At 27.4% G+C, this 22,292-nt stretch carries 15 protein-coding genes (1 of these 15 running past the window's edge); 6 read left to right on the top strand and 9 right to left on the bottom strand.

Annotation, left to right across the window (positions count from 1 at the left end; genetic code table 4):
• The 6 genes from IM807_RS03455 to IM807_RS04080 form a co-directional block, all read right to left on the bottom strand.
• Positions 1-100: the beginning of a hypothetical protein gene (locus IM807_RS03455; protein WP_230861139.1), read on the bottom strand. The gene continues 503 nt to the left of window position 1, outside the view; the window shows 100 of its 603 coding nt (coding positions 1-100); it begins with the start codon at positions 98-100; its stop codon lies beyond the left edge, outside the window.
• Positions 101-569: 469 nt separating this feature from the next.
• The gene (locus IM807_RS00260) at positions 570-869 is read right to left on the bottom strand and encodes a hypothetical protein (RefSeq protein WP_196362589.1); all 300 of its coding nucleotides are present in this window, start codon (positions 867-869) and stop codon (positions 570-572) included.
• A 1,181-nt stretch (positions 870-2,050) separates the two neighbouring features.
• Positions 2,051-2,338: a hypothetical protein gene (locus IM807_RS00265; RefSeq protein WP_230861140.1), complete on the bottom strand. Its 288-nt coding sequence runs from the start codon at positions 2,336-2,338 to the stop codon at positions 2,051-2,053.
• Between the two features lie 894 nt (positions 2,339-3,232).
• The gene (locus tag IM807_RS00270; protein WP_230861141.1) at positions 3,233-4,690 is read right to left on the bottom strand and encodes a hypothetical protein; all 1,458 of its coding nucleotides are present in this window, start codon (positions 4,688-4,690) and stop codon (positions 3,233-3,235) included.
• Positions 4,691-4,693: 3 nt separating this feature from the next.
• A complete protein-coding gene (locus tag IM807_RS00275; RefSeq protein WP_196362590.1) occupies positions 4,694-6,133 on the bottom strand; it encodes a hypothetical protein in 1,440 nt (479 codons plus the stop codon).
• Positions 6,114-8,453, bottom strand: a complete 2,340-nt coding sequence (locus IM807_RS04080; RefSeq protein ID WP_196362591.1) for a S8 family serine peptidase — start codon at positions 8,451-8,453, stop codon at positions 6,114-6,116. Before IM807_RS04080 ends, IM807_RS00275 begins: the two co-directional genes overlap by 20 nt.
• A 345-nt stretch (positions 8,454-8,798) precedes the next feature.
• Here IM807_RS04080 and IM807_RS00285 point away from each other — a divergent pair, with 345 nt between their 5' ends.
• Entirely contained in the window at positions 8,799-9,146 is a 348-nt protein-coding gene (locus IM807_RS00285; RefSeq protein WP_196362592.1) for an FtsX-like permease family protein, read from the top strand.
• Positions 9,147-9,399: 253 nt separating this feature from the next.
• Here IM807_RS00285 and IM807_RS00290 read toward each other — a convergent pair whose 3' ends face one another.
• Positions 9,400-9,627 (bottom strand): hypothetical protein, encoded by a 228-nt coding sequence (locus IM807_RS00290; RefSeq protein ID WP_196362593.1) that lies wholly within the window; start codon positions 9,625-9,627, stop codon positions 9,400-9,402.
• A gap of 386 nt (positions 9,628-10,013) precedes the next feature.
• On the opposite strand from IM807_RS00290, the gene IM807_RS03465 reads away from it, so the two are divergent.
• The 3 genes from IM807_RS03465 to IM807_RS04085 are packed head-to-tail and all read left to right on the top strand — an operon-like array spanning position 10,014 to position 14,050.
• A complete protein-coding gene (locus IM807_RS03465) occupies positions 10,014-10,403 on the top strand; it encodes a type III restriction endonuclease subunit M (protein ID WP_230861142.1) in 390 nt (129 codons plus the stop codon).
• Positions 10,387-11,691, top strand: coding sequence for a site-specific DNA-methyltransferase (locus IM807_RS00295; RefSeq protein WP_308699295.1), 1,305 nt, complete (start codon positions 10,387-10,389; stop codon positions 11,689-11,691). The genes IM807_RS03465 and IM807_RS00295 overlap by 17 nt, the downstream gene beginning before the upstream one ends.
• On the top strand, positions 11,678-14,050 hold the full coding sequence (locus tag IM807_RS04085; RefSeq protein WP_196362594.1) for a DEAD/DEAH box helicase family protein: 2,373 nt from the start codon (positions 11,678-11,680) through the stop codon (positions 14,048-14,050). The genes IM807_RS00295 and IM807_RS04085 overlap by 14 nt, the downstream gene beginning before the upstream one ends.
• A gap of 117 nt (positions 14,051-14,167) precedes the next feature.
• Here the strand turns inward: IM807_RS04085 and IM807_RS00305 are convergent, their stop codons facing one another.
• The gene (locus IM807_RS00305; protein WP_308699284.1) at positions 14,168-16,237 is read right to left on the bottom strand and encodes a bifunctional UDP-sugar hydrolase/5'-nucleotidase; all 2,070 of its coding nucleotides are present in this window, start codon (positions 16,235-16,237) and stop codon (positions 14,168-14,170) included.
• Between the two features lie 404 nt (positions 16,238-16,641).
• Positions 16,642-17,652, bottom strand: coding sequence for a type I glyceraldehyde-3-phosphate dehydrogenase (gene gap, locus IM807_RS00310; RefSeq protein WP_196362595.1), 1,011 nt, complete (start codon positions 17,650-17,652; stop codon positions 16,642-16,644).
• Between the two features lie 182 nt (positions 17,653-17,834).
• Here gap and IM807_RS00315 point away from each other — a divergent pair, with 182 nt between their 5' ends.
• Both IM807_RS00315 and IM807_RS00320 read left to right on the top strand, forming a co-directional pair.
• Positions 17,835-19,763 carry a type IIA DNA topoisomerase subunit B gene (locus IM807_RS00315; protein WP_196362596.1) on the top strand — a complete coding sequence of 643 codons (1,929 nt, stop codon included), beginning with the start codon at positions 17,835-17,837 and terminating at the stop codon, positions 19,761-19,763.
• A complete protein-coding gene (locus IM807_RS00320; RefSeq protein WP_196362597.1) occupies positions 19,756-22,269 on the top strand; it encodes a DNA topoisomerase IV subunit A in 2,514 nt (837 codons plus the stop codon). The genes IM807_RS00315 and IM807_RS00320 overlap by 8 nt, the downstream gene beginning before the upstream one ends.
• The last annotated feature ends 23 nt before the right edge of the window (positions 22,270-22,292 follow it).

Genomic DNA, 22,292 nt, shown 5'->3' on the forward strand with positions numbered 1-22,292 from the left:
TATCTGCTTTGCAATTTTCCGTGTCCACAAGAACACTATTTACAAAAAATTTAAGATCAAAATTTTGCAAAAACTCAAAGCTTTTCGCTGTATTTTCCATGTTATATTTTCGAAAAAAGTATTTTTTTAAAAGAGAAATGACAAATTTTGCCCAAAAAGCATTTAAAAAAAATCCAAAAAAAGCAATGACAGAATATATCAACACATTAATAAAATTGGGAAATCAAATATTATAATCAATTAGAAATCTGGATTTATTTTCAACGCTAAAAATGAAATTTTTACCTAATGAAAAAAAAGGAACCTTATAAATAAAAATTAACAAAAATAATGAAGCACACAAAAAAACTGAAAATAAATTAAGAATCAAATAAAAAAATGCTGAAATTAATCGTATTTTATGATATAAACCTTTTTCAACGCTTTCATATTCTACTAGCAAATCAAATAATTTATAGTAGCTATTAAGTCCAAAAAAAGGAATAAAAAAAATCCAATTATCAAATTTTAAATTGAAAAATTTTTCTAAACTATCTTTTTTAAACATTACTTAATTTGAATTTTCTTTCTTAAATACTATTCCAAATTACACTTTGAATAAAATCAATTATACCTATTACTATTTTTGTTTGAATAGAAACCCAACTAGCAGAGAGTAAAATGGGTTTAGCCTTCATTATTTTCATTCTTAAAAGATCAATTGTTTTAATTATGTCAATAATGCCTATTTTGGTAGTTTTCACTCCTCTTATATAATTTTTATATATTTTTTCAAGTTGACTAACTAACTGATATCTAATCCTTACTCACTCAGGATTGCCAGTCATTTTATTATAAGCATCTTTATATTCAACAGCTAAATGCGTCAAAGTTCCTGCAGCAATCCCAGATGCAGCTGCTGATAAAAAGTTTAAAGAAAAACCATAAGCAACTGCAGGCTAACTAGTTAGCTATTTTTCCTTATTTTTTCCACCTTATTTAGATTAGTATCAAAAAATTTTTTTCTAATCCTACGATATGTTCATTCAATAAAAAATTGTTTTAGTAAATCGACAGATTCAAACAGAACAAAGACAGCAGTACTTACTGAAGAAATTTTTCATAAAAAAGTTGGAGTAAGCAATTGAAAATCATTGAAAAGAGCGAAAATTACTGCCAAAATAAAAATTCAGATGAGCAAAAGATAAAAAAATAAAATTTTAAACATTACAATGAAAAACTTTTTCTGATTAAAATCTTTTTGTTCTGTATTAAAAATATAAGCAAAAATAACTGTATAAAATCAATAATAATTTTGCATTTCATTTACAAGTCAGTCAAATTCACTAATTTCGTTTTTATTTTTTAATCGAATATAGTAAAATCTAACAAAACGCCTAGTAAAAAAAACATAATTTAAGGGAATTTTTTGCCTTAAGTTGCTAGTTCTTGTGAGCCAGTGCTGATATTTTCAACAAATTTTTCTTGATTTTTTCTTTTTTTTACAGTTTTCTTTATCGACAAGAACGCTATTTACAAAAAATTCTAAATTAAAATTTTGTAAAAATTCGAAACTTTTTGTTTTATTTTCCAAATTATATTTTTGCAATAAAAATTTTTTTGAAAAATAAATAACAAATTTTGCCCAAAAAGCATTCAAAAAAAATCCAAAGAATGCAATGAAAGAATATATTATCACATTCATAATATTTGGGAACCAAATATTATAGTCATAAAAAAAATTAGTTTTATTTTCAATGTTAAAAATGAAATTTTCACCTAATGAAAAAAAATGAAGTTTATAAACAAAAATTATTAAAAATAATGAAATACCCAAAAAAATTGAAAATAAATTAAGAATCAAATAAAAAAATCACGAAATTACTCGGGTTTTATAATAGGAAATTCCATCAAAACTTTCATATTCTACAAGCAAATCAAATAATTTATAGTAACTATTTACACCAAAAAATGGAATAAAAAGTAGTCAATTATAAAATTTTAAATTGAAAAATTTCTCTAAACTATCTTTATTGAACATTATTTAATTAAGTTAGTTGCCTTATCGTTTTTAAACAAATCTTCAAATCGCATTTTGAATTATATCAATTATAGTAATCGCGATTTTTATTTTAAAAGAAACTCAACTAGCAGAAAGCAAAATCGGTTTAGCTTTTGTCACTATTTGTCTTAAACGACTAATTGTTTTAATTATGACAAAAATACGTGTTTTTGCATATCTTATTTCTCGAATATAATCCTTATTTCAATCTTCGAATTGCTTAAGAGACTGGTATCTAATCTTTACTCACTCAGGATTACTATAAGCATCTTTATATTCAACAGCTAAATGCGTCAAAGTTCCTGCAGCAATCCCAGATGCAGCTGCTGATAAAAAGTTTAAAGAAAAACCATAAGCAACTGCAAGAGCATAATTAATAGCTGCAAAAATTGATGATTTTACATGCCCGTTTCAAATTTCAGTGACCTGCTAAAATTTGTGAACTTCCTTCGTGTTTATTTAATTATAACATAAAAAGCATTTTTTGCTAATGTTTTTCTTCGTTTTTTTCCAAATTCCTTAACGCGTTTATATTTATCTTTTAATAGGCAGCTAGGTCCAAATTTTTCTAACGAAAAAGCTTCCCTTCAGTTGTATTTTTCGAATAACAACTTGAACAAAAATATTGAAGATTTTGAAAAAAATAATCTGAATTTTTTAATATCAGCCGGCCCCAAAAAAACTCTTTCACTACTAGTTAATTTACAAACCACTCTTCAGTTTATACTTTCTCTGTTCTGATAATTTTTGCAATTAGTTTTTTAGTGTTTATTGGATTTTTTTCTAAAAATTTAAGTTTTTCAAAGCAAAAATCAATTGCCGTTTTAAAAACTTTAGGTGCAAAAACTAAGGAAATTTTATTTTACCATTGACTTGATTTATTCATTGTTTCCATTTTAGTGTTGTTTTTAGGGTTTGTTTTTATAATTCCGATCATCCCAGAAATTTATAAAATCATTTCTAAACAGGAAATCAATAAAAATTTTTAAAAATTTATTCCGAAAAATCTTAAAATGACAATTAAATCAGTATAAAAATTTCAGACACATCAAGAAGGGTGTTTCAAAATTAAACATATTAATTTCTCAATCAAAGTTAAAATTAAATACATTAAAATTGCAGAATCTGAAGGGTTTAAAACAGCAATTCTGCAATTTGCATAAGAATACAGAGAATTTTATAAAAACAAATTTATTTATTTATTATTTGATTATATAAATTATTGAATTGATCTAGTGTTTCAATTTTAGAATATTCAATTTGCGTAATGTTTGTGTTTCCAATATCGATTTTCTCAAACTTTTCTAAATTTTCAATTTTAAAATTATCGGGTTCAATTGCAAAATTAGTAAATAAATTCTTATAATTAAAGGTAAAAACAGTTATTTTTTTAGTTTTTTCATCAACATTTCAATACAAAATTTCATCATCAAAAATTTTTTTTGCTTCCTGTTTTTTCAAAATAAATTTATTGAAAACTTCGGAATTAGTTTTTGTTGGAATAAAAAGTTTTGAGGGAGTGAAAGCATCGCCTCATTCTGAATTAATTGAACCTGACATAGTTACAATTAGTTTTTTTGTTTCTTCTAAATTTGAAAAAAATTTTATATCCTCGAATTGTTTTTTATCGTTATTTGTATATAATCTTGTACTTTTTAGGTTGTTCTTATCTTGAATTTCCTGTTTTTTCAAAAGAAATTCCTTGAATTTTGAAAAATCATTATCACGAATAATGTTATTATAAAGAACTAGATCTTCAATTTTACTAATGTGAATGTCAAATTTAGAATTAAATCTATTTTCTATAGATTTATCTATAATTTTATAATAAATATGAAATTTTTCTGTCATCGAGTTCGAATTAATCGAAACACCGGCATGATTGATTGGTATTAATGGGTTTATAATTTCATTGTATTCATGCCCTGGGGTAAAAAAATTTTCCAATTTTGAATCAATCGATATTAATCCTATATTTTGTTGATTCGTTGAATCAACAAAATATAAAATAGGATTTAAAAAAGGTTTCTTATCTCTTGATATAAATGCCAAATCTTGATAATTCCATATTGGGCGAACATAAGCAATAATTGATTTTTTGTAAAAAAAATCAGGAGTTTCTAATACTCTTTTATAAAATTTCTCATTTTTTATTTTTGAAAAAAACGAGAAAAAATCTTTTTGGTTTTTCAAAACAACAAAATTATTAATGATTTTTTTATTTTTTCACACACCCTGGTCAGTTATTTTGCTAAATTCTAATGTTTCATTATTTTTGCTAAATTCAGAGTTAAAAAAACTACTTAGTAAAATAAAAGGTGAATTACTATCTGAGTTTTTAAATAAATTGCTTTCAAAAGCTTTATATTTTTTACTTAATTCTTCGACTTTTTCTGGATTTTTTCGAAGTAAATCTGATCAATAGTGCGAAGAAAATCAATGGTTTTTTTCTAAATGAGCAACATCCTGAGAATTGTCGTTAGTAGTAAAAAAATTATTTTCACCATCGGGTACATCCTGAAAAGCAAAATTAACTAATTTTTTAGAACTTTTATGATTAATGGTCAAAATTGCAGAAACAACTGCGGCAGCTATGGTATTTACTAATAATAAACCACCATAAAAAATTTTTTTAAATTTTTTAGTCATGCTTTACCCCATTATTTTATTATATAAATTATTAAAATCTAGAATTGAATTTAATTTTTTCACATGGATTTCTTGAACATCAATATCGCCTATATCAATTTTTTCGAATCGTAGTAGGTTATCAAAATTGAATTTTTCAGACTCTTTACCAATCTTAGGGAAAATATCTTTATAATTTATGGTATAAATTATAATTTTTTTAAAATTCTTATCAAATTCTCAGTAGATAATTTCATCTTGGAAAATTTCATTTACTTGCTGTTTTTGCAAGATGAAATTATTAAATTTATACGTTTTATCTTGGGAATTTATCGGGATAAATAAATTTGAAAGATGAAATGCAATTTCCCAATCTTTGTTTTTTAATAAATTCTTGTTATTTATTAAGTCTTTCACTTCATTAAACCGAGAAAAAAATTGATTTTCATTTAAACTAGGTGTATTTTCCCCGGTCAACGAGGCGTAAATTCTAGTCTTTTTTAAGTTATTTTTTGACAACATCAAAGTTTTTTTATCAATAAAATCTAAAAAATTATTGAATTCAACTGATTTTTTATCTAGCGAATTGTACAATACCAAATCTTCTATTTTGGAAATTTTTATTGAAGAAAGTGGGTTTGATTTATTATAAGAATTCTTAGGAACGGGTTTATAAAAAATTTGAAAATTTTGCTGCGCTTTTTGAGAGGCAGCATCATTTTCTTCAAAATAATTTGAAAATTTTTGATCAATTGAAAGAATACGATTTTGATTTTTGTAGTTGATTAAATCTGTTGGTGATAAATCAGTTTCTAAACTTGTTTTGTTAAAAATAGGAACAACACTTGATTTGTCTTGTTTTATATAGACCAAAAGAAGAGTGTTATTAAAGAAATCTTTTTGTAAATTTTGAGTAGCAAATGTTTGTTTGTCAGCAAATGTCTTAAAAATGCGTTCATAATCTTCAAAATTATCAATAATCAAAAAATTATTAGCAAATAAATCATTAAATCTGTTTGAAAATGAATTTAATTTTAACTCTTTAAAATTAAAATTTTTGTCCTGTGATTTTTGATATTGATTGCTGAAAAAGGTTGATAAATTTTTAGTTGGGCCACCATTTGAATTATAAACAAAGTGTTTGTTTTCAAAATACAAATATTTTTTAACTATTTCCTGAATTTTTTCAGGTTCTTGCAAAAAGATTGTTTTTCAATTAGAATTTTTGAATCAAGGAGAGTTTTTACTATCGATATTTGCTAAATCGTTGTATGAAAAAATATTAGATTTAATAAGGTTGTCTTTGTTTTCAACTTTTAAAATAGTTTTTTGCAAATTTTGACTAGAAAAGTTTGCGTTATTTTTAAATGAAAGATTTTTTATAGTGAAAATTATTGCAGGAATAAATCAAGGCGCAACTAACAAAATTACTATAAGTATTGCCTTATTTTTTTTGTGCAACATATGAAACCGCCAAATTATCATCAATAGATTCTTCGAAAAGTGAAGATTTATATTTTTTCACTAATAACCTGTATATTCCCGATTCATCAACTAAATGTCTTATTAGTTCAACATTTGAGGATGCTGATGAACCGGAATTCAAGTTAATATTTTTTCAATCAGAGCCATATTTTTTTTGCAAAATTAAATCATAATCACTAAATAGTCTGTTATCTTGCTTGTTAAGAAGAGTTTTTCTGTTCAATCATTCATCGTGATGCTCGGGATGGTATTCTTGTCTAAATTTTGATTCTAAATTTTGATTGTGTATTTTTTCACCCATTTTATCAACTAAATATGATAAACCAAATGTAAATAACTTATAAAATCAACTGTCCAATTGGTTTTCATATTTTTTTAAAGGCTTTGTAAGTCCTGCGTTAAAAGCTCATGCAAGTGAAGCTTTTATTCTGTCGCCTTTATTTAATTTTATTTCGGGTGTTGTATAAACATATTCATCATCATTTTGGGCAGAAACGCTAAATGTTTTTAAATTCGATACTGCTTTTTCTATGTTTGCGAAGTTGATTTGACCAGCTCCAGTGGCAGAGTCAAAACCACTCGATTTAAGCTCGTGTTCATTTTCATAATTTTGTAAATATGCTTTTTTACGATTATCTTCTAGATAATTATCAATTGAGGAAGTTATATTCTCGTGCTCATTAGCTTTTTTTGTAGAGTCAACAAATTTCCTTATAGAATCAAAATCTAGGCTGCTATCAATAGCCGATGAGGAAAGTACACTCATTATTGCTGGAATAATATTTTTTTCATCAAATAAAAATGGATGTAAACTTACTATAGTTGATACTATACCAGTTACAATTGGCGCTGAAAAACTTGTTCCTGACTGAGGTGATTTTTGGTCAGTTAAACCAATAATATTTTCGCCCGGAGCTGATATAAAAGGTTTAGGTAAGCCTTTCAGAGCGTCTGGTAATAGCCTATTGCTAAAATTACTTGCATAGAAATTTTCTTTTGTTCCAAAACTAGAACCAACAACAATAGAATTTATAGCATTAGCATATCCTGATATATAACCATATTTGTTTGATGAATTATTGTTTTTCCATTTACTATCATATTCATTTCCCGCAGAAAAAATATTTACCACACCATATTTTCTTGATAAGAAATCTAAATAAAAAATATGGTCAATGTATTTAGAAACGGAATTTTTTAGGGCAGAATCATAACCATAAATATCTTGAAAGGTAGCATCTACATCTTTTTGTTCTATAAAATCAAAACCATAACTGTGGTTTATTATCCTAACTCCATTTTCAATTATTAGTTTTTCAAAAATTGACATTCAAACAGGCGAATCAAAGGTTGCTTTGCCTAAATTTGCAATATACAGGTTAGAATTGGATGAAAAACCACTTGTTCCCGCTATTATTCCGGAAACTAAGGTGGCATGATCATTTTGGCTTTGTTCGGTTTTTTCCGATTTAGCATCCCCAATATTATAGTAATTAACTAAAAATTCAGGGATTTGGCCTTTGATAAAATCGCTTTCTTCATAGATGCCACTCATATCCGCTTCAACTACGCCAACTTTTTGATATGGGTTACCGCCTGAATAGTTGTAGTCAATTATTTCTTTTTCTTTTCTAAAAAAATCCTTACTATTACTTAACTTTGAGTAATAGTAAGCAGCGTGTGAGTAATTATCATAAAATATTTTAGTTTTAGCTTCATGACTTAAGGATTTGGTAGAATAAGTCGGTAGTAAATCCGTATTAGAGGTTTTTTGTAAATTGTTAATTATTAACAAAATAAAATCTAGTTTTTCTAATAATTCAGCGGTTTTTTTTTCAGTTAGTGAATCAATATTAATTCATATTATTGGTGATAATTTACTTACATAACTACTATTTACTTTGATATTATTTTGTTCTAAAATTGAAATTATTTCTTTTAAATATTTATTATTATTTTGTTCATAATATTGAACATTTTTGTTTAATGAATTGTTGTTGGTATCACTTAAATCTAAAAATATTTTGACATTTACATTCGATGCTTCTGAAACATTGTTATTATTAGAACCGAGTAATGAAGAATTACTGAATTTCTGGGTAGATTGTCTGCTGAATATTTTTTTATTTTTTTGCTTAAAATTGAAAAAAGCGGTTTGTACATTTGATAATTTGTTGTTATATTTAATTTTATTGACAGTTTTGTCAGATTCTGACGAAATCGTCAATAAAACAAAACCCGAAAAAATTGATGTTGTTAAAATAGCAGAAAAAAATTTAGTTAGTTTATTTTTTCTCATTTTAGTGACCTGCTAAAATTTGTGAACATCATTCGTGTTTATTTAATTATAATATAAAAAGCATTTTTTGCTAATGTTTTTCTTCGCTTTTCCAAATTCCTTAACGCGTTTATATTTATCTTTTAATAGGCAGGTAGGTCCAAATTTTTCTAACGAAAAAACTTCCCTTCAGTTATATTTTTCGAATAACAACTTGTACAAAAATATTGAAGATTTTGAAAAAAACAATCCGAATTTTTTAATATCAGGCGGCCCCAAAAAAACTCTTTCACTACTAGTTAATTTACAAACCACTCTTCAGTTTATACTTTTTCTGTTCTGATAATTTTTGCAATTAGTTTTTTAGTGTTTATTGGATTTTTTTCTAAAAATTTAAGTTTTTCAAAGCAAAAATCAATTGCCGTTTTAAAAGCTTTAGGTGCAAAAACTAAAGAAATTTTATTTTATCATTGACTTGATTTATTCACTGTTTCCATTTTAGTGTTGTTTTTAGGGTTTGTTTTTATAATTCCGATCATCCCAGAAATTTATAAAATCATTTCTAAACAGGATTTTGCCCAACCCTCATATAAGCAAGTTACAATCATTTTTTTAATAACTTGAATTATAATGTTTGCAATTTTAGCGTTAATTTATTTTTTAACTTCAAGAAAAATCTACAAAAAATCTGTAATTTCTCTCCTGAATAATTAAAGATCTAATTTTTGACATTAAAACGCTAAATCAATAAAAATTTTTAAAAATTTATTCCGAAAAATCTTAAAATTATAATTAAATCAGTATAAAAATTTCAGACACATCAAGAAGGGTGTTTCAAAATTAAACATATTAATTTCTCAATCAAAGTTAAAATTAAATACATTAAAATTGCAGAATCTGAAGGGTTTAAAACAGCAATTCTGCAATTTGCATAAGAATACAGAGAATTTTATAAAAACAAATTTATTTATTTATTTATTATTTGATTATATAAATTATTGAATTGATCTAGTGTTTCAATTTTAGAATATTCAATTTGCGTAATGTTTGTGTTTCCAATATCGATTTTCTCAAACTTTTCTAAATTTTCAATTTTAAAATTATCGGGTTCAATTGCAAAATTAGGAAATAAATTCTTATAATTAAAGGTAAAAACAGTTATTTTTTTAGTTTTTTCATCAACATTTCAATACAAAATTTCATCATCAAAAATTTTTTTTGCTTCCGAAAGTTTGCTAATTTAATTTAAAATTTGATAATTGGCTTTTTTATGCCTTTTCTTAGGGCTAATTGTTATTATAAATTATTTGATTTGCTTATGGAAAAATGTTGATGAATTTTCTAAATATGCATATCAAATATATTCAAATAAAAAAAAAAAAAAATGGAAAATAAAAGTTAAATGGCGAGGAAAAATTAGCTTTTTTATGTATAATTTAATTATATAAAAAATAAATTACTAAATCAAAACAAGTTTTGTTTCAATTACAGATTGAGTAAGAAACAGAATAAAAAGATTAGCAAAATTCTAATAATAAAAAATGAAACTAAGGGAATTTAATTAGTTAAAATTAACAAAGTATGCAAACAAAATCAACAATTTTAGAAAAATTTAAGCAACAAATCGAGGAAATTTCCTCAAAAGAATTAAATCTGGATCAAAAAAAATTAGCATTCGAAATTCTTGAAAAATTTCCCGACAATAAACTTGAATATGTTTTTCAATTTATTTCTCAAAGAGTAAAAACTGGTTTTCGTTTTGATGCAGCACCCGAAAGTGATTCGGGGGTAGTCGCAATACTATCTAAAAATGAACAACTTTCTTTTACATTAGACACAAATAAGCCACAAAACACCCTTATTATTGGCGAAAATTATGATGCTCTCAAAAATCTTTTAGTCATCGAGAGAGAGAGAGAGAGAGAGCCACGCAAGTGGCTATGATGTAATTTACATTGATCCACCTTATAATACTCAGGCTAGTTTTAATGAAGGAAATCAAGTTGCAAATGATAAAGAAAATATTTTGCCTTCAAAATTTATTTATCGTGATAAATATTCGCGAAACGGCTGGCTAAATTTATTAAACGAGCGACTAAATTTAGCCAAAAATCTTTTAAAAGAGGATGGGCTAATTTTTATCTCAATTGATGACAACCAACAAGCCTATTTAAAAATCTTAATGGATGAAATCTTTGGGGAAGAAAATTTCATCACAGATCTAATTTGACAAAAGAAAAACGAGGGTTCATCATCTGATTCCAAATTTATCAGAGAATTAACTGAATATGTAGTAGCTTATTCAAAAAATATTCAACAATTAATAACAAATACTTATATCCAAAATATCGATGATGGCTCATACAAATTTTCCGATGAGCATGTTGAAAAAAGAGGAAGATATAAATTAAATCAACTTGATAGAAACGGCCTAACATGATCACATGGACTTGATTTCCCAATTGAGCATAACAAACAAGTTTATTATCCAGGCGGATCTGAAGAAGATTGAAAATCAAGAAAACTTGGAAAACATGCCACCAAAGATTGGCGCTGACGCTGAAGCAGCCAAAAAGTTAAATGAGGAATTGAGAATGATTTTATTGTTTTTCAAAATGAAAAAGTCTATACAAAACAGTATCAATTTGTTGATAATGATAACCAAGAAATAAAAAGAACTGCAAAATTTTCTAATTTAATACTATCAACTCACGGATCTAAGGGCACTCAGGAACAAAAAAATATTTTTGCAACCAAAGTCTTTGATCATCCAAAACCCGTTGATTTAATTAAATATTTAATTAATTTGCACCCTAATAAAAATATAAAAGTGCTTGATTTTTTTGCTGGATCAGGAACAACCGGCCATGCTGTTTGGGATCTTAATCGTCAAGACGGTGGCAATCGAACTTTTACTTTAGTGACAAATAACCAAAATAATATAGGAATTAATGTTACTTACGAAAGACTTTTTCGGGTTGCAAATGGTTTTGGCACAAAAAATGAAAAAGTGGCTTGGTCTGAAAAAAATGAAGCTTATTGTACTAATCTAAAAGTTTTTGATATTAACTATTTTGACACCAGCATTTTTAATTCTGAAATTGAAATTGAACAACTGACTAATTTACTCATGAAATTATTTCGCGAATTTAATATTAAAATTAATGAGAATGTTAGCGAAGGCAAATATCTTGAATTGCTTAATCATCTTTTAGCGCTAAAACCACAAAAAAGCAAGGAAAATGATGAATTTAACTAGCGCCCAAAATAAAGCTGTTGAAAATTTAGTTGAAACAACAAAGTCATTTCTCAAGCAAGAAATCAATTATAATGCAATTTACTTCAAAGCCCCAACAGGTTCTGGCAAAACATTCATGATGCTAAATTACATTGATGAATTAATACAATGAAATAAATTTCATAGTAATCATGAGCTAGTTTTTGTAATTGTTACGCTATCTAGCGCTGAATTACCAAAGCAAATGGAAGAAAGTTTTGATGAATACAAGCAATTTATTAACAATTCTAATTTGGAGATTTTTCGAATTGAAAGCCCATCAAATTTAAATAGAACATCAAAAATTGATAAAAATTATCAATTTTTTTCAAAGCCTGATTCAATTTATATTATGGGTGGTGCATCTTTTAAATCCAACTCAATTCTCCGGGAACAAGGAGCAATTGAGTTATTTTTAGCTGAAATTAAAAGAAAAAACCAAGTCTTAATTTATATTAGAGACGAAGCCCATATTGGTTCTAGTGTTAGACTCAATGAAAAAGAAAAATCGTTTGAAACACAAATGCAAGCAAATGCAAATTTTATTCTTAAAATGACCGCTACCCCTAAAACTGATTTACCATTAATTGAATTATCAGAAAAAGATTTAGAAGAAGATAATATTCAACTTCTTAAAAACAAAAAAGAATTTAATTTTGGTTTAAAAAGTGGTGGTGATTACAGTAATGAAGAAATTTTACAAATTGCCTGTGAAAAATTTAATAAAATCAAAGAAAAATACAATGATGATGTAAATGAACCAGGGTTAAAAGGAATTAACCCGGCAATGTTAATTCAAATCGACAATGATAGTGAAAAAGATATTGCAAAAAGGGAAATTTTTGAAAAAAATATTAAAACCATCATCAAAATCATTGAAAAAAATAACCTCAGTTGAGTTAAATATTTTGATAAAAACAAAAAAGAAAGCAGTTTAAGGCAAAAGGAAAATTTTTCCCTACGTGATATTTCCAAAAATATTTCCTCAGTTGATGTGATAATTTTTAAAATTGGTCCAGCAACTGGCTGGAATATTCCCAGAGCTTGTATGTTAGTTCAGTTAAGGAATATTTCTTCAACCAATTTGTCAATTCAAACAATCGGGAGAATCAAAAGAAATCCTAATCCCGAATATAATTTTTTGAACAATTCAATTGCTTTAAAATATTTTATTTACAGTAATTTGGATCAAGAAGACAAAACTGTGCATAAACTTTTTTTAAAGGATAAATATAAGGATTATCGATTCATATCAGGCAATATTGAGTATTCCAATCATAAAAATAACTCTAAAAATATTGTTGACATAAAACAGTATGAAAAAAATTTTCTGGATAAATTTAGGCCTGAACTTGATAAATTTAAGACTGAATCTATCCAGAAAAGTAAGTTTTATGTTTCTTTTGAAAGTCTAATCAACAAGTATAAACAACAGTGAGAAGGTGATAAATTTATTATTGCTGGGTCAGAAAAGTTTGGTTCAGGAACGCTGATTACTAGAAAAATTTCAAATATTATTGAATTAGAAATTTTTCTAATCAAATTAAAAAATAATCTTAAAAAATATCTAACGCAACAAATTAGCAATTTCTTTGCAGAAATCAAAGCTAAACTTATTCAAAAACATAAAATAAATTCACAAATTTTAGAAATGATTCTGTTGTCATATTTTAGACCTGAATTTATTGGTATTTACAATGACACTATTAATTCGCAGATTAAAAATGAGGAAATTAAGTACAAACTTAGTTTTGACGAGCCGTTGCCAGAGCAAATTGAGTTTGGCCCTGAAGGACGAATAATTGAACCTGATGAATATTTTGGTTACCGCAAAATCGGCAGCAAAAACAAGAAAGACGAACTTCTTTTAGATTCAGAAGCAGAAAAATTTTTTGCAAATGAATTAATAAAAATTAATAAGCAAAATGAAAAAATTAATTTTTGGGCAAAAAATTCGGCATATGGCAAATTAGGGTTTCAATATATAAAAGTGGAACAAATTGCGCAATCTTATCCTGATTTTTTAGTAAGAAAGGGTAACCACTTTTTCTATTTTGAAATTAAAAATTACAATGATTTTGATCCTAGCAAGACAAAATTGCTAATCGAGCATTATCAAAAATATCTAGAAACTCACATTAACAATCAAATTAACTTAACTTTAGTATTATGTTGAGTTAAAACCGATACTAAAGAACTATATTTTGCTGGCTCATCTACTTTGAAAGAGTTGAAGGAATTAATTGATTTTAATTTGTCATCTAACTCAAAAGAGGAATTTGAGAAAAAAAGAAAAGAAGAAATTCCTTCCCAAAATTTGGCAAAATTTTTTGAATTTTAGTTGCTTAGCGTTAAAAATTACACTGACTTTAATTAGATTCAATTATCTTGTTTTTAAATTTTTTTCAAAACAAGATAATTGCCAAATGAACTTATATTAACAAAATTCATTCTTATTTTAGGAGTTTTCTGTTGGCAAACCCTCCACAACTTGTCCTGAATAAGTTGATTTATTAAGGTAATCAGACAAATTTCTTTCAAATTTCTTTTGATTGTTAAAATTTGAATTTTCAGTTCCTTTTTTGGCAAATTCAATTAGGACATCAATAAATTTTCCGCCCTGATAAGCAAGTTCAAGTTTATCGTTGTTTTCCTTTTTTGTCATGTCAAGCATTGAATAACCATCACCACCTTCTAGAATAAAATCATTTGTGGAAAGGTAGTAATATTTTTCAGGGTCAATCGGTTTGCTACCAATTTTAAAACTAGAAACATCAGGTGTTCAAACATAATCGTTCCTTTTTGTGATTGGGTCAATTCCTTTTTCAACCTTTACTTTATATGAAACATTTGATGAAAGTTGTGAAAACGCACCGGATTTTGCTCGAGAAAGACCGTGTTTTAAAACTTCTATCAAAATTTTTCCTTTAATTCTGACACTCGAGATCAAATTTCCAAAAGGACTAACACTCAAAGCAACTTCCCTTGTAATTTCACCTTTAGCAAAATTTGCACGCAAGCCGCCGCCATTTACTAGCCCAATTGAATTATCAGGTTTTGCATCTTCTCAATTATTATGAGATTTTGTTGATTCTTGCTTAACAAAATCTCATGCAAAAGCATCAGCAGCAAAAACACCAAGTGAAGTTGGTTTAATTCTCCCAATTGAAAAGTTAGTTTCACCAACTTTTTGGGTTGTTGTGTGCTCAAATTCACCAGGCGAATTAAACACAACAACCTTGTTTTCTTTATCAAAAGCTTTTTTTAGTTTTTCAACCAACCTGCTTGGTAAGTCGCTGTTGTAAATTTCAATTTCGCTCATATTCCTCAAAACTTGGTGAACTTCAGCAATTTTACCAGTTTTTGTGTCAAAAACTAAGTCAATATCACCCAAAAATTTTGTGTAATGGCTAGTTTGACTAATATAAATATTTTTTTCTTCAGCCGCTTTTTTATTAATAGGAACATAAGTGTGGCTGTGTCCGTCAAGGATTAAATCAAGTTCTGGATCAGCGTTTTGCGCTAGATATTCGGAAGTTCATTTTTCTTCATTTCTGTCAGTTCCAAGGTGGGTTGTAGCAATGATGAATTTAACTTCAGGTTCAGCTTTTTTTATTTCAGAAATCACTTCATTTGCTGATACGGTTGGATCACGAAATTCAACTAACTTTGAGTTTCGTGGGTGCGAAGTGAAAACAGTATCAGGGGTGGTAATTCCGAAAATTGCAACCTTGATACCACTAATCAACTCCTTAATTATGTAGGGTTTGAAAACTCTTTTTCCGACCCTACTAGGGTCATAACCCTCTGGTTTTTCAGCTTCTTTTTCAAAATTTTTTCAATAAATATTAGCTGAAATAAAGGGTGTGCTAGCACCATTTTTCAGAGCAGTTTGTTCTTTGTCCAACTCTAAAAGATAATTTAGACCGTAGTCGAACTCATGGTTTCCAACTGCTACTGAGTCATAGCCAATAAATTTTGCAATTTGTGAAATAGTTTTTCCTTTGTCAGAATCAGAAAGTGGTAATCCTTGGATTAGATCACCAGCTGAAAGCACTAAATCCTTGTTTTTTTCAGCTAAATATTTTGAAAAATCTATCATTCCAATATATTTGTTAAATTTACCGTCATCAAATTGAAGTCGACTATGCTCATCATTTGAATGAAAAATTTTTATAGTTCTTAATTGTGAATTTTCTCGTTTTTCAGCATCACGAAGTTTTTTAAATAGATAGTTGTATTCTTGAATTAAAGGTTGTAGAACCTTGTGTGATTCAAAGTAAAGATCAAAAATTTGCTGCTCAACAATATTTTTTTTAGTCTCATCAGTCTCTTTTTTGTAATTTGCCTTTAAATTTTCTAATTTTTTGGCAAATTCAGCAATTTTTGAGTTATAAATTTTGTTATTTTCAAAATATTGCTCTCTAATTTTTGCAGCCTGCTCAGTTTTAAAAGTGCAACTACTCAAAAAAATAAAAGTAGACGGTACCAAAAGAACCGTCCCTAAGATTAAATTTCTAAATTTCACTAATTTCTCCCATTTTTATTAAAAATCAAAAAGTTAAAACATTCTTATTATAAACAATTTTTTCAAAATTTTTCTATTTTTTTTATGAAATGGAAAAATAAGAATAAAAATCAAGTTTAATTATTTAAAATTTTTTGACTAAATTTAAACATTTTTTTATAAAAAATCAAGAGAAATAAAATTTAAAAAGTACTAAAAATAGTAGGGTTTGTGAATAAACCATTTTTGTGACTTGATAAGTGAAAAAATTTAGGAAAAATCGACCAATTTTCCACTAAAAATTCATTACTTTTAATGATAATTTTGTCAAATTTTAATTAAATATATTTTTTACAAAATAACATATATATAAAAAAAAAAACGCAAAAGTTTGCGTTTTTTACTTATATTATTTTTAAAAAATTTTATTTGTTGGCAAATAATTTAATTACACGAACAAATTGTGAAACAAAGGAGTATTCATTATCATATCATGTGTACAATTTGTATAATTTTTTACCACCAGTTTCCACAAATTTTGTAAGAGTTGCATCAAAAATTGAACCATGAGTATCGCCAATAATGTCACCTGAAACAATTGGTTCATCGCAATATGCAAAAGATTCATTTGCATATTTTTTCATTGTTTCGTGGATTTCATCAATTGACGGACTTGATTTAAGTTCAACACTTAAATCAACAAAAGATCCAGTAATTACAGGAACTCTAATTGCAATTCCATCAAGTTTTCCAGTCAAACTTGGAACAACAAGTCCAATTGCTTTTGCAGCTCCAGTTGAAGAAGGAACCAAATTTACTGCAGCAGCACGGGCGCGGCGTAAATCTTTGTGTGGAGCATCTTGAAGTCTTTGATCGGCGGTGTAGGCATGAATTGTTGTCATAAATCCATGGCTAATCCCATATTCTTTTTCAAGAACATTAACTAAAGGCGCAAGTGCATTTGTGGTGCAAGATGCAGAGGACAAAATTTTATCTTCTGAACTAACAATGTCATGATTTACATTGTAAACAATGGTTTTTACATCATTTCCAGCAGGTGCTGAAATTATAACTTTTTTTGCGCCTGCTTCTAGGTGCAAACTTGCGCCTGATTTTGAAGCAAAAAATCCAGTACATTCAACAACTAAATCAATTCCAAGTTCACCCCAAGGTAGCAATTTAGGGTCTCTTTCTGATAAAACTTGAATTTTTTGATCTTTTATTTTAAGATAATTTTTCCCATTTTCACTTAAAACTTGAATTTTCTCATCAAATTTTCCGTGTGCTGAATCATACTTGAAAAGATGAGCTAAAACTGACGCGTCACTTAAATCGTTAATCGCGACAACTTCCAAACTAGAGTCATTAGTTTCAAGAATTCGGCGAAGGGCAAGTCTTCCAATTCTCCCGAAACCATTGATAGCAATTTTTTTCATGATTACTCCCTTTTGCGTTTTTATATAATATTAAGATTTTCGTTTGTTTTGCTGAAAAAACGTAAAAATCTTAAATTTTTTGTTTAATTTTACCACTTTAAGGAAAAATTGTATTAAAATTTATAAAATTAATTAGATGCTGAATATTGAATTCAGATATTTTTACCAAAAGAAAGGTTTTTATGGACTATTCTGTCGAAAAACTTAAACTTTTAAAGGGACTTGAAGCTGTTCGAAAACGCCCCGGAATGTACATTGGATCCACTGATATAAACGGTTTACATCAGTTAATTTGGGAAATTTTTGACAATGCTGTTGATGAAGTTATTGCCGGATATGCCAACAAAATTTTAGTTACTATCAACCCTGATAATTCAGTTGAAATCAGTGATAATGGTCGTGGAATTCCAACTGAAATTCACAAAAAAACCGGTAAAACCGGAGTAGAATTAGTTTTTAGTGAATTACATTCTGGCGCAAAGTTTTCTGCTGAAGTTTACAAAACAGCTGGCGGCCTCCATGGTGTGGGCTCTTCAGTTGTCAACGCACTTTCTGAAAAATTGGAAGTTTTTGTGAGTAGGGATAAAAAATTATTTTACACTTCTTTTGTTAACGGGGGAAAAATTGAAACCAAAACAAAAATTATTGATTCAACTACAAAAAAAGGAACAAAAATAAAATTTTTACCTGATTTTTCTGTTTTTTCACATAAAGAATTTGATCCTGAAATGATTTCAACAAGATTGCGTGAGACTTGTTTTTTAGTAAACAATTTAAAAATTGAATTTTGTGATTTAAGGAATAATACCAACGAAACTTTTTACTTTGAGAATGGAATAAAAAGTTTTGTTGAATTTTTAAACAAGCCTTACACCAAAATTCATGATGAAATCATCAATTTCAAGGACAAAAAACAAGAAATTATTGTCGAGATTGCTCTTCAATACAATGAATCTCAACAGGAAAATTTAATTTCTTTTGTTAATAATGTTAAAACAAATTTGGGCGGCACTCACGAAAATGGCTTTAAATCAGGACTTCTTAAGGCTCTAAATACTTTTGGTCAACAAATAAATGTGCTTAAAAATAAACAACTTTTTGAATTTTCTGATGCAAAAACTGGCTTATCAGCAATTTTGTCACTTCGAATTCCTGAACCAATTTTGGAATTCGTTGGGCAAACTAAAAATAAATTAGCGACAACTTTGGCAAAAAATGTTGTGGAAGAAATCGTTTTCACAAATTTAATGACATTTTTTGTACAAAATAAAGAAATAGCAATAAAAATTTTAAATTTTTTAAATGAAATTTATCGTCAACGCCAGCAATCAAAATTGAACATTATTGAGTCAAAAACTTCAAAATCTGTGGGTAAAGAAAGAAGAATTTTATCTGGAAAATTAACTCCTGCTAACTCAAAAAAAGCAATGAATTGTGAACTTTTTTTAGTTGAAGGTGAATCGGCTGGAGGCTCTGCTAAATTAGCAAGAAACCGTGAATTTCAAGCAATTTTGCCCTTAAAAGGTAAAATTGTAAATGCACAAAAAACAAGATTAATTGATCTTTTGAAAAATGAAGAAATTATTGCTGTTATCAGTGCATTAGGTACTGGAATTGGGCAAAATTTTAGCCTTAAAAATTTAAAATATGGAAAAATTATTATCATGACTGACGCTGATAATGACGGTGCCCACATCCAAATTTTAATTTTAACCTTTCTTTTTCGATACATGCGCCCTTTAATTGAAAACGGTTTTGTTTACATCGCTCAACCTCCTTTGTACCGAATTAGCGCCAAAAATAAAGATGATATTTATCTTTGGGATGAAAAAAACCTTCATAAATACACAAAAACTGGTCAAGACTTGCAAATTCAGCGTTATAAAGGGCTTGGTGAAATGAATGCGTCACAACTTTGAACGACAACAATGGATCCTAAAACTCGCACTTTAGTAAAAGTTTTTATTGATGACTTGCAAGAAGTTGAAGAAAAATTCACAATTTTGATGGGCGATCGTGCTGATTTGCGAAAAAACTGAATTGAGGAAAATGTTGATTTTTCACTTGAAGATTCATTTATTGAAAATTTAAAAGGATCAATTCATGAATAAAAATAAATTTAATACCGTTGTTGATTCAAATTTGGAAAGAATTTTAGCCCAAAAATTCACTCGTTATTCCAAATATATCATTCAACACCGTGCAATTCCAGATGTCAGAGATGGTTTAAAGCCAGTGCAAAGACGAATTTTATATTCAATGTGGCAACTTGGGCTTAAAAACAGTAAAAATTACAAAAAATCAGCCAGAGTTGTTGGTGATGTAATTGGTAAATATCATCCGCATGGCGATTCTTCAATTTATGATGCTCTTGTAAGGATGTCTCAAGAATGAAAAATGAATGCAACTCTTGTTGAAATGCATGGAAATAAAGGTTCAATTGACGATGATCCAGCTGCTGCGATGCGTTATACTGAAGTCAGGCTTGCTGAAATCAGTACACATTTGCTTGAATTAATTTCTAAAAATGTTGTTAGTTTTTGTCCAAATTTTGATGATAGCGAAAAAGAACCAACAATTTTGCCAGCAATTTTTCCTAACTTGCTAGTTAATGGTGCAATTGGAATTGCAAGTGGTTTCGCTACTGAAATTCCGCCACATAATTTAGTCGAAGTAATTGATGCAACCATTTTGATGATCACAAATCCTGGGATTACTGTTGAAGAAATTAGTAAAATTATTTTAGGTCCTGATTTCCCTACAGGCGGAATTGTTTACGGAAAATCTGGGATTTTTGATGCGTTTAAAACTGGAAAAGGGAAAATTAAAATTTCTGCAGATTACAAAATTATTGATCAAAAAGAACAAAAAATTATTGAAATCACATCTATTCCTTATGGAATTTCAAAGGCAAGTTTGATCCAACAAATTGATAATATTCGTTTTGAAGAAAAAATTTTTGGAATTAAAGAAGTTATTGATCAATCAGACCAAAAGGGAATTTTAATTTTTATTGAATTAGAAAAAGATGCAAATCCAGATTTAATTATTAATTATTTATTACAAAAAACTGACATTCAAATTTCTTATTCTTATAATTCAGTTGCAATTTGCAATAACTCTCCTAAACTTTTATCAATAAAAGAAATGATTTTTTATTTCCTTGAGCATTTTAAAAAAATCAAACTTACTGAATTTGATTTTGATCTTTTAAAAAGTAAAAAAAGACTTGAAATTGTTAGTGGTTTTCTTAAAGTTGCTGAAATTACAGCTGAAGTTATTAAAGTTATTCAAAATTCAGACAATTCAAAGGCTGGCGTAATTAAAGATTTAATGAATTTTTTTAGTTTTACAGAAATTCAAGCCGAAGCAATTGCGACAATGAGACTTTACCGTTTGTCAAAAATTGAGCAAAAATACTTTTTAGATGAAGCGAATGATTTGAGCCAAAAAATTGCTGAAATTACTGAATTGATCGAGAATACAGACAAATTTAATGACCATTTAATTTCAATTCTTAAAAGTTTTAAAAAAACTTATGGCACACCTAGAAAAACAAAAATTATTGACTCTGATTTGAAAATAAAAGTGAATCACAATGAACTAATTAAGGATGATTTTTTTTACTTTTGAGTAACAAAAAATGGGCTTTTCAAAAAAATGAGTCTAAAAAATTCAACTAATGATGAAATAATTAAAAATCAAATTCCCGAAGACGATTATTTTGTTTTTCAAAATAAAATAAGTCAAAAACAACAGGCATTTTTTATTACAAACAAAGCAAATGTTGCAGCTTTTCCTGTTCACAAAATTGAGGAGTTAAATCAAAAACAGCCTGCAAATAATTTAAGTATGATTTTTGGCTTTGGTAACACACAGCAAATAATTGATAGTTTTTTTTGTGAAAATTTTGAAAAAAATCAATTTTTCTTACTAGTCACTAAACAAGGATATGTTAAAAGAGTTTTAGCAGAACAATTATCAGCCTTCAGATCCAAAAAAATGCAAAATATTTTCAAACTAAAAGAAAATGATGAATTAATTAGCGTGTTTTTAGAAACAAAATTGAAAAATCTTGTTGTAATAACAACGCAAAATCGAGCTTTAAAATTTAGTGTTTCAGAAATTCCAGTATACTCCAAAAATGCATCAGGAATTAAGGCGATCAGGATGTGAAAAAATGAGCAAGTTGCAACCTGCCAACTAATTCAAACAGATGATTTTCTTGTAGTAATTGACGGATATTCGCGGTTTGAAAAAATTGATACATCCATTTTGCGCTTTGATAATCGCGCTGCTTCACCAAAAAACTTTAAAACAAAACTTGATTTCTCCTTAGAACCAAAAGATATAGAAATTTTCAATCCAAATTTACTTGTTTTTGAGTTTGGAGATTCAATTAAAATTTTTTCAATTGATGAATTTTTAAATTTAAAAGCTGATTCTAAAAAAATTTATAAACTATTTTTACCAATTGGCAAAAATAGTTTAGTGCAAAAAGAACAAAATTTAAAGAATAATTTCGACGAAACTACTTCTAGCTTGAAAGAAAAATTAGAGGAAATAAACAAATTCGATGTTAATTCGATTCTAAAAAAATTGGAAGAGGATATCTAAAAATGGACAAAAATTACTATAAA

Origin of the sequence: Mycoplasma sp. 'Moose RK', from assembly GCF_015708155.1 — a bacterium.
GTDB lineage: Bacteria > Bacillota_I > Bacilli_A > Mycoplasmatales > Metamycoplasmataceae > Mesomycoplasma.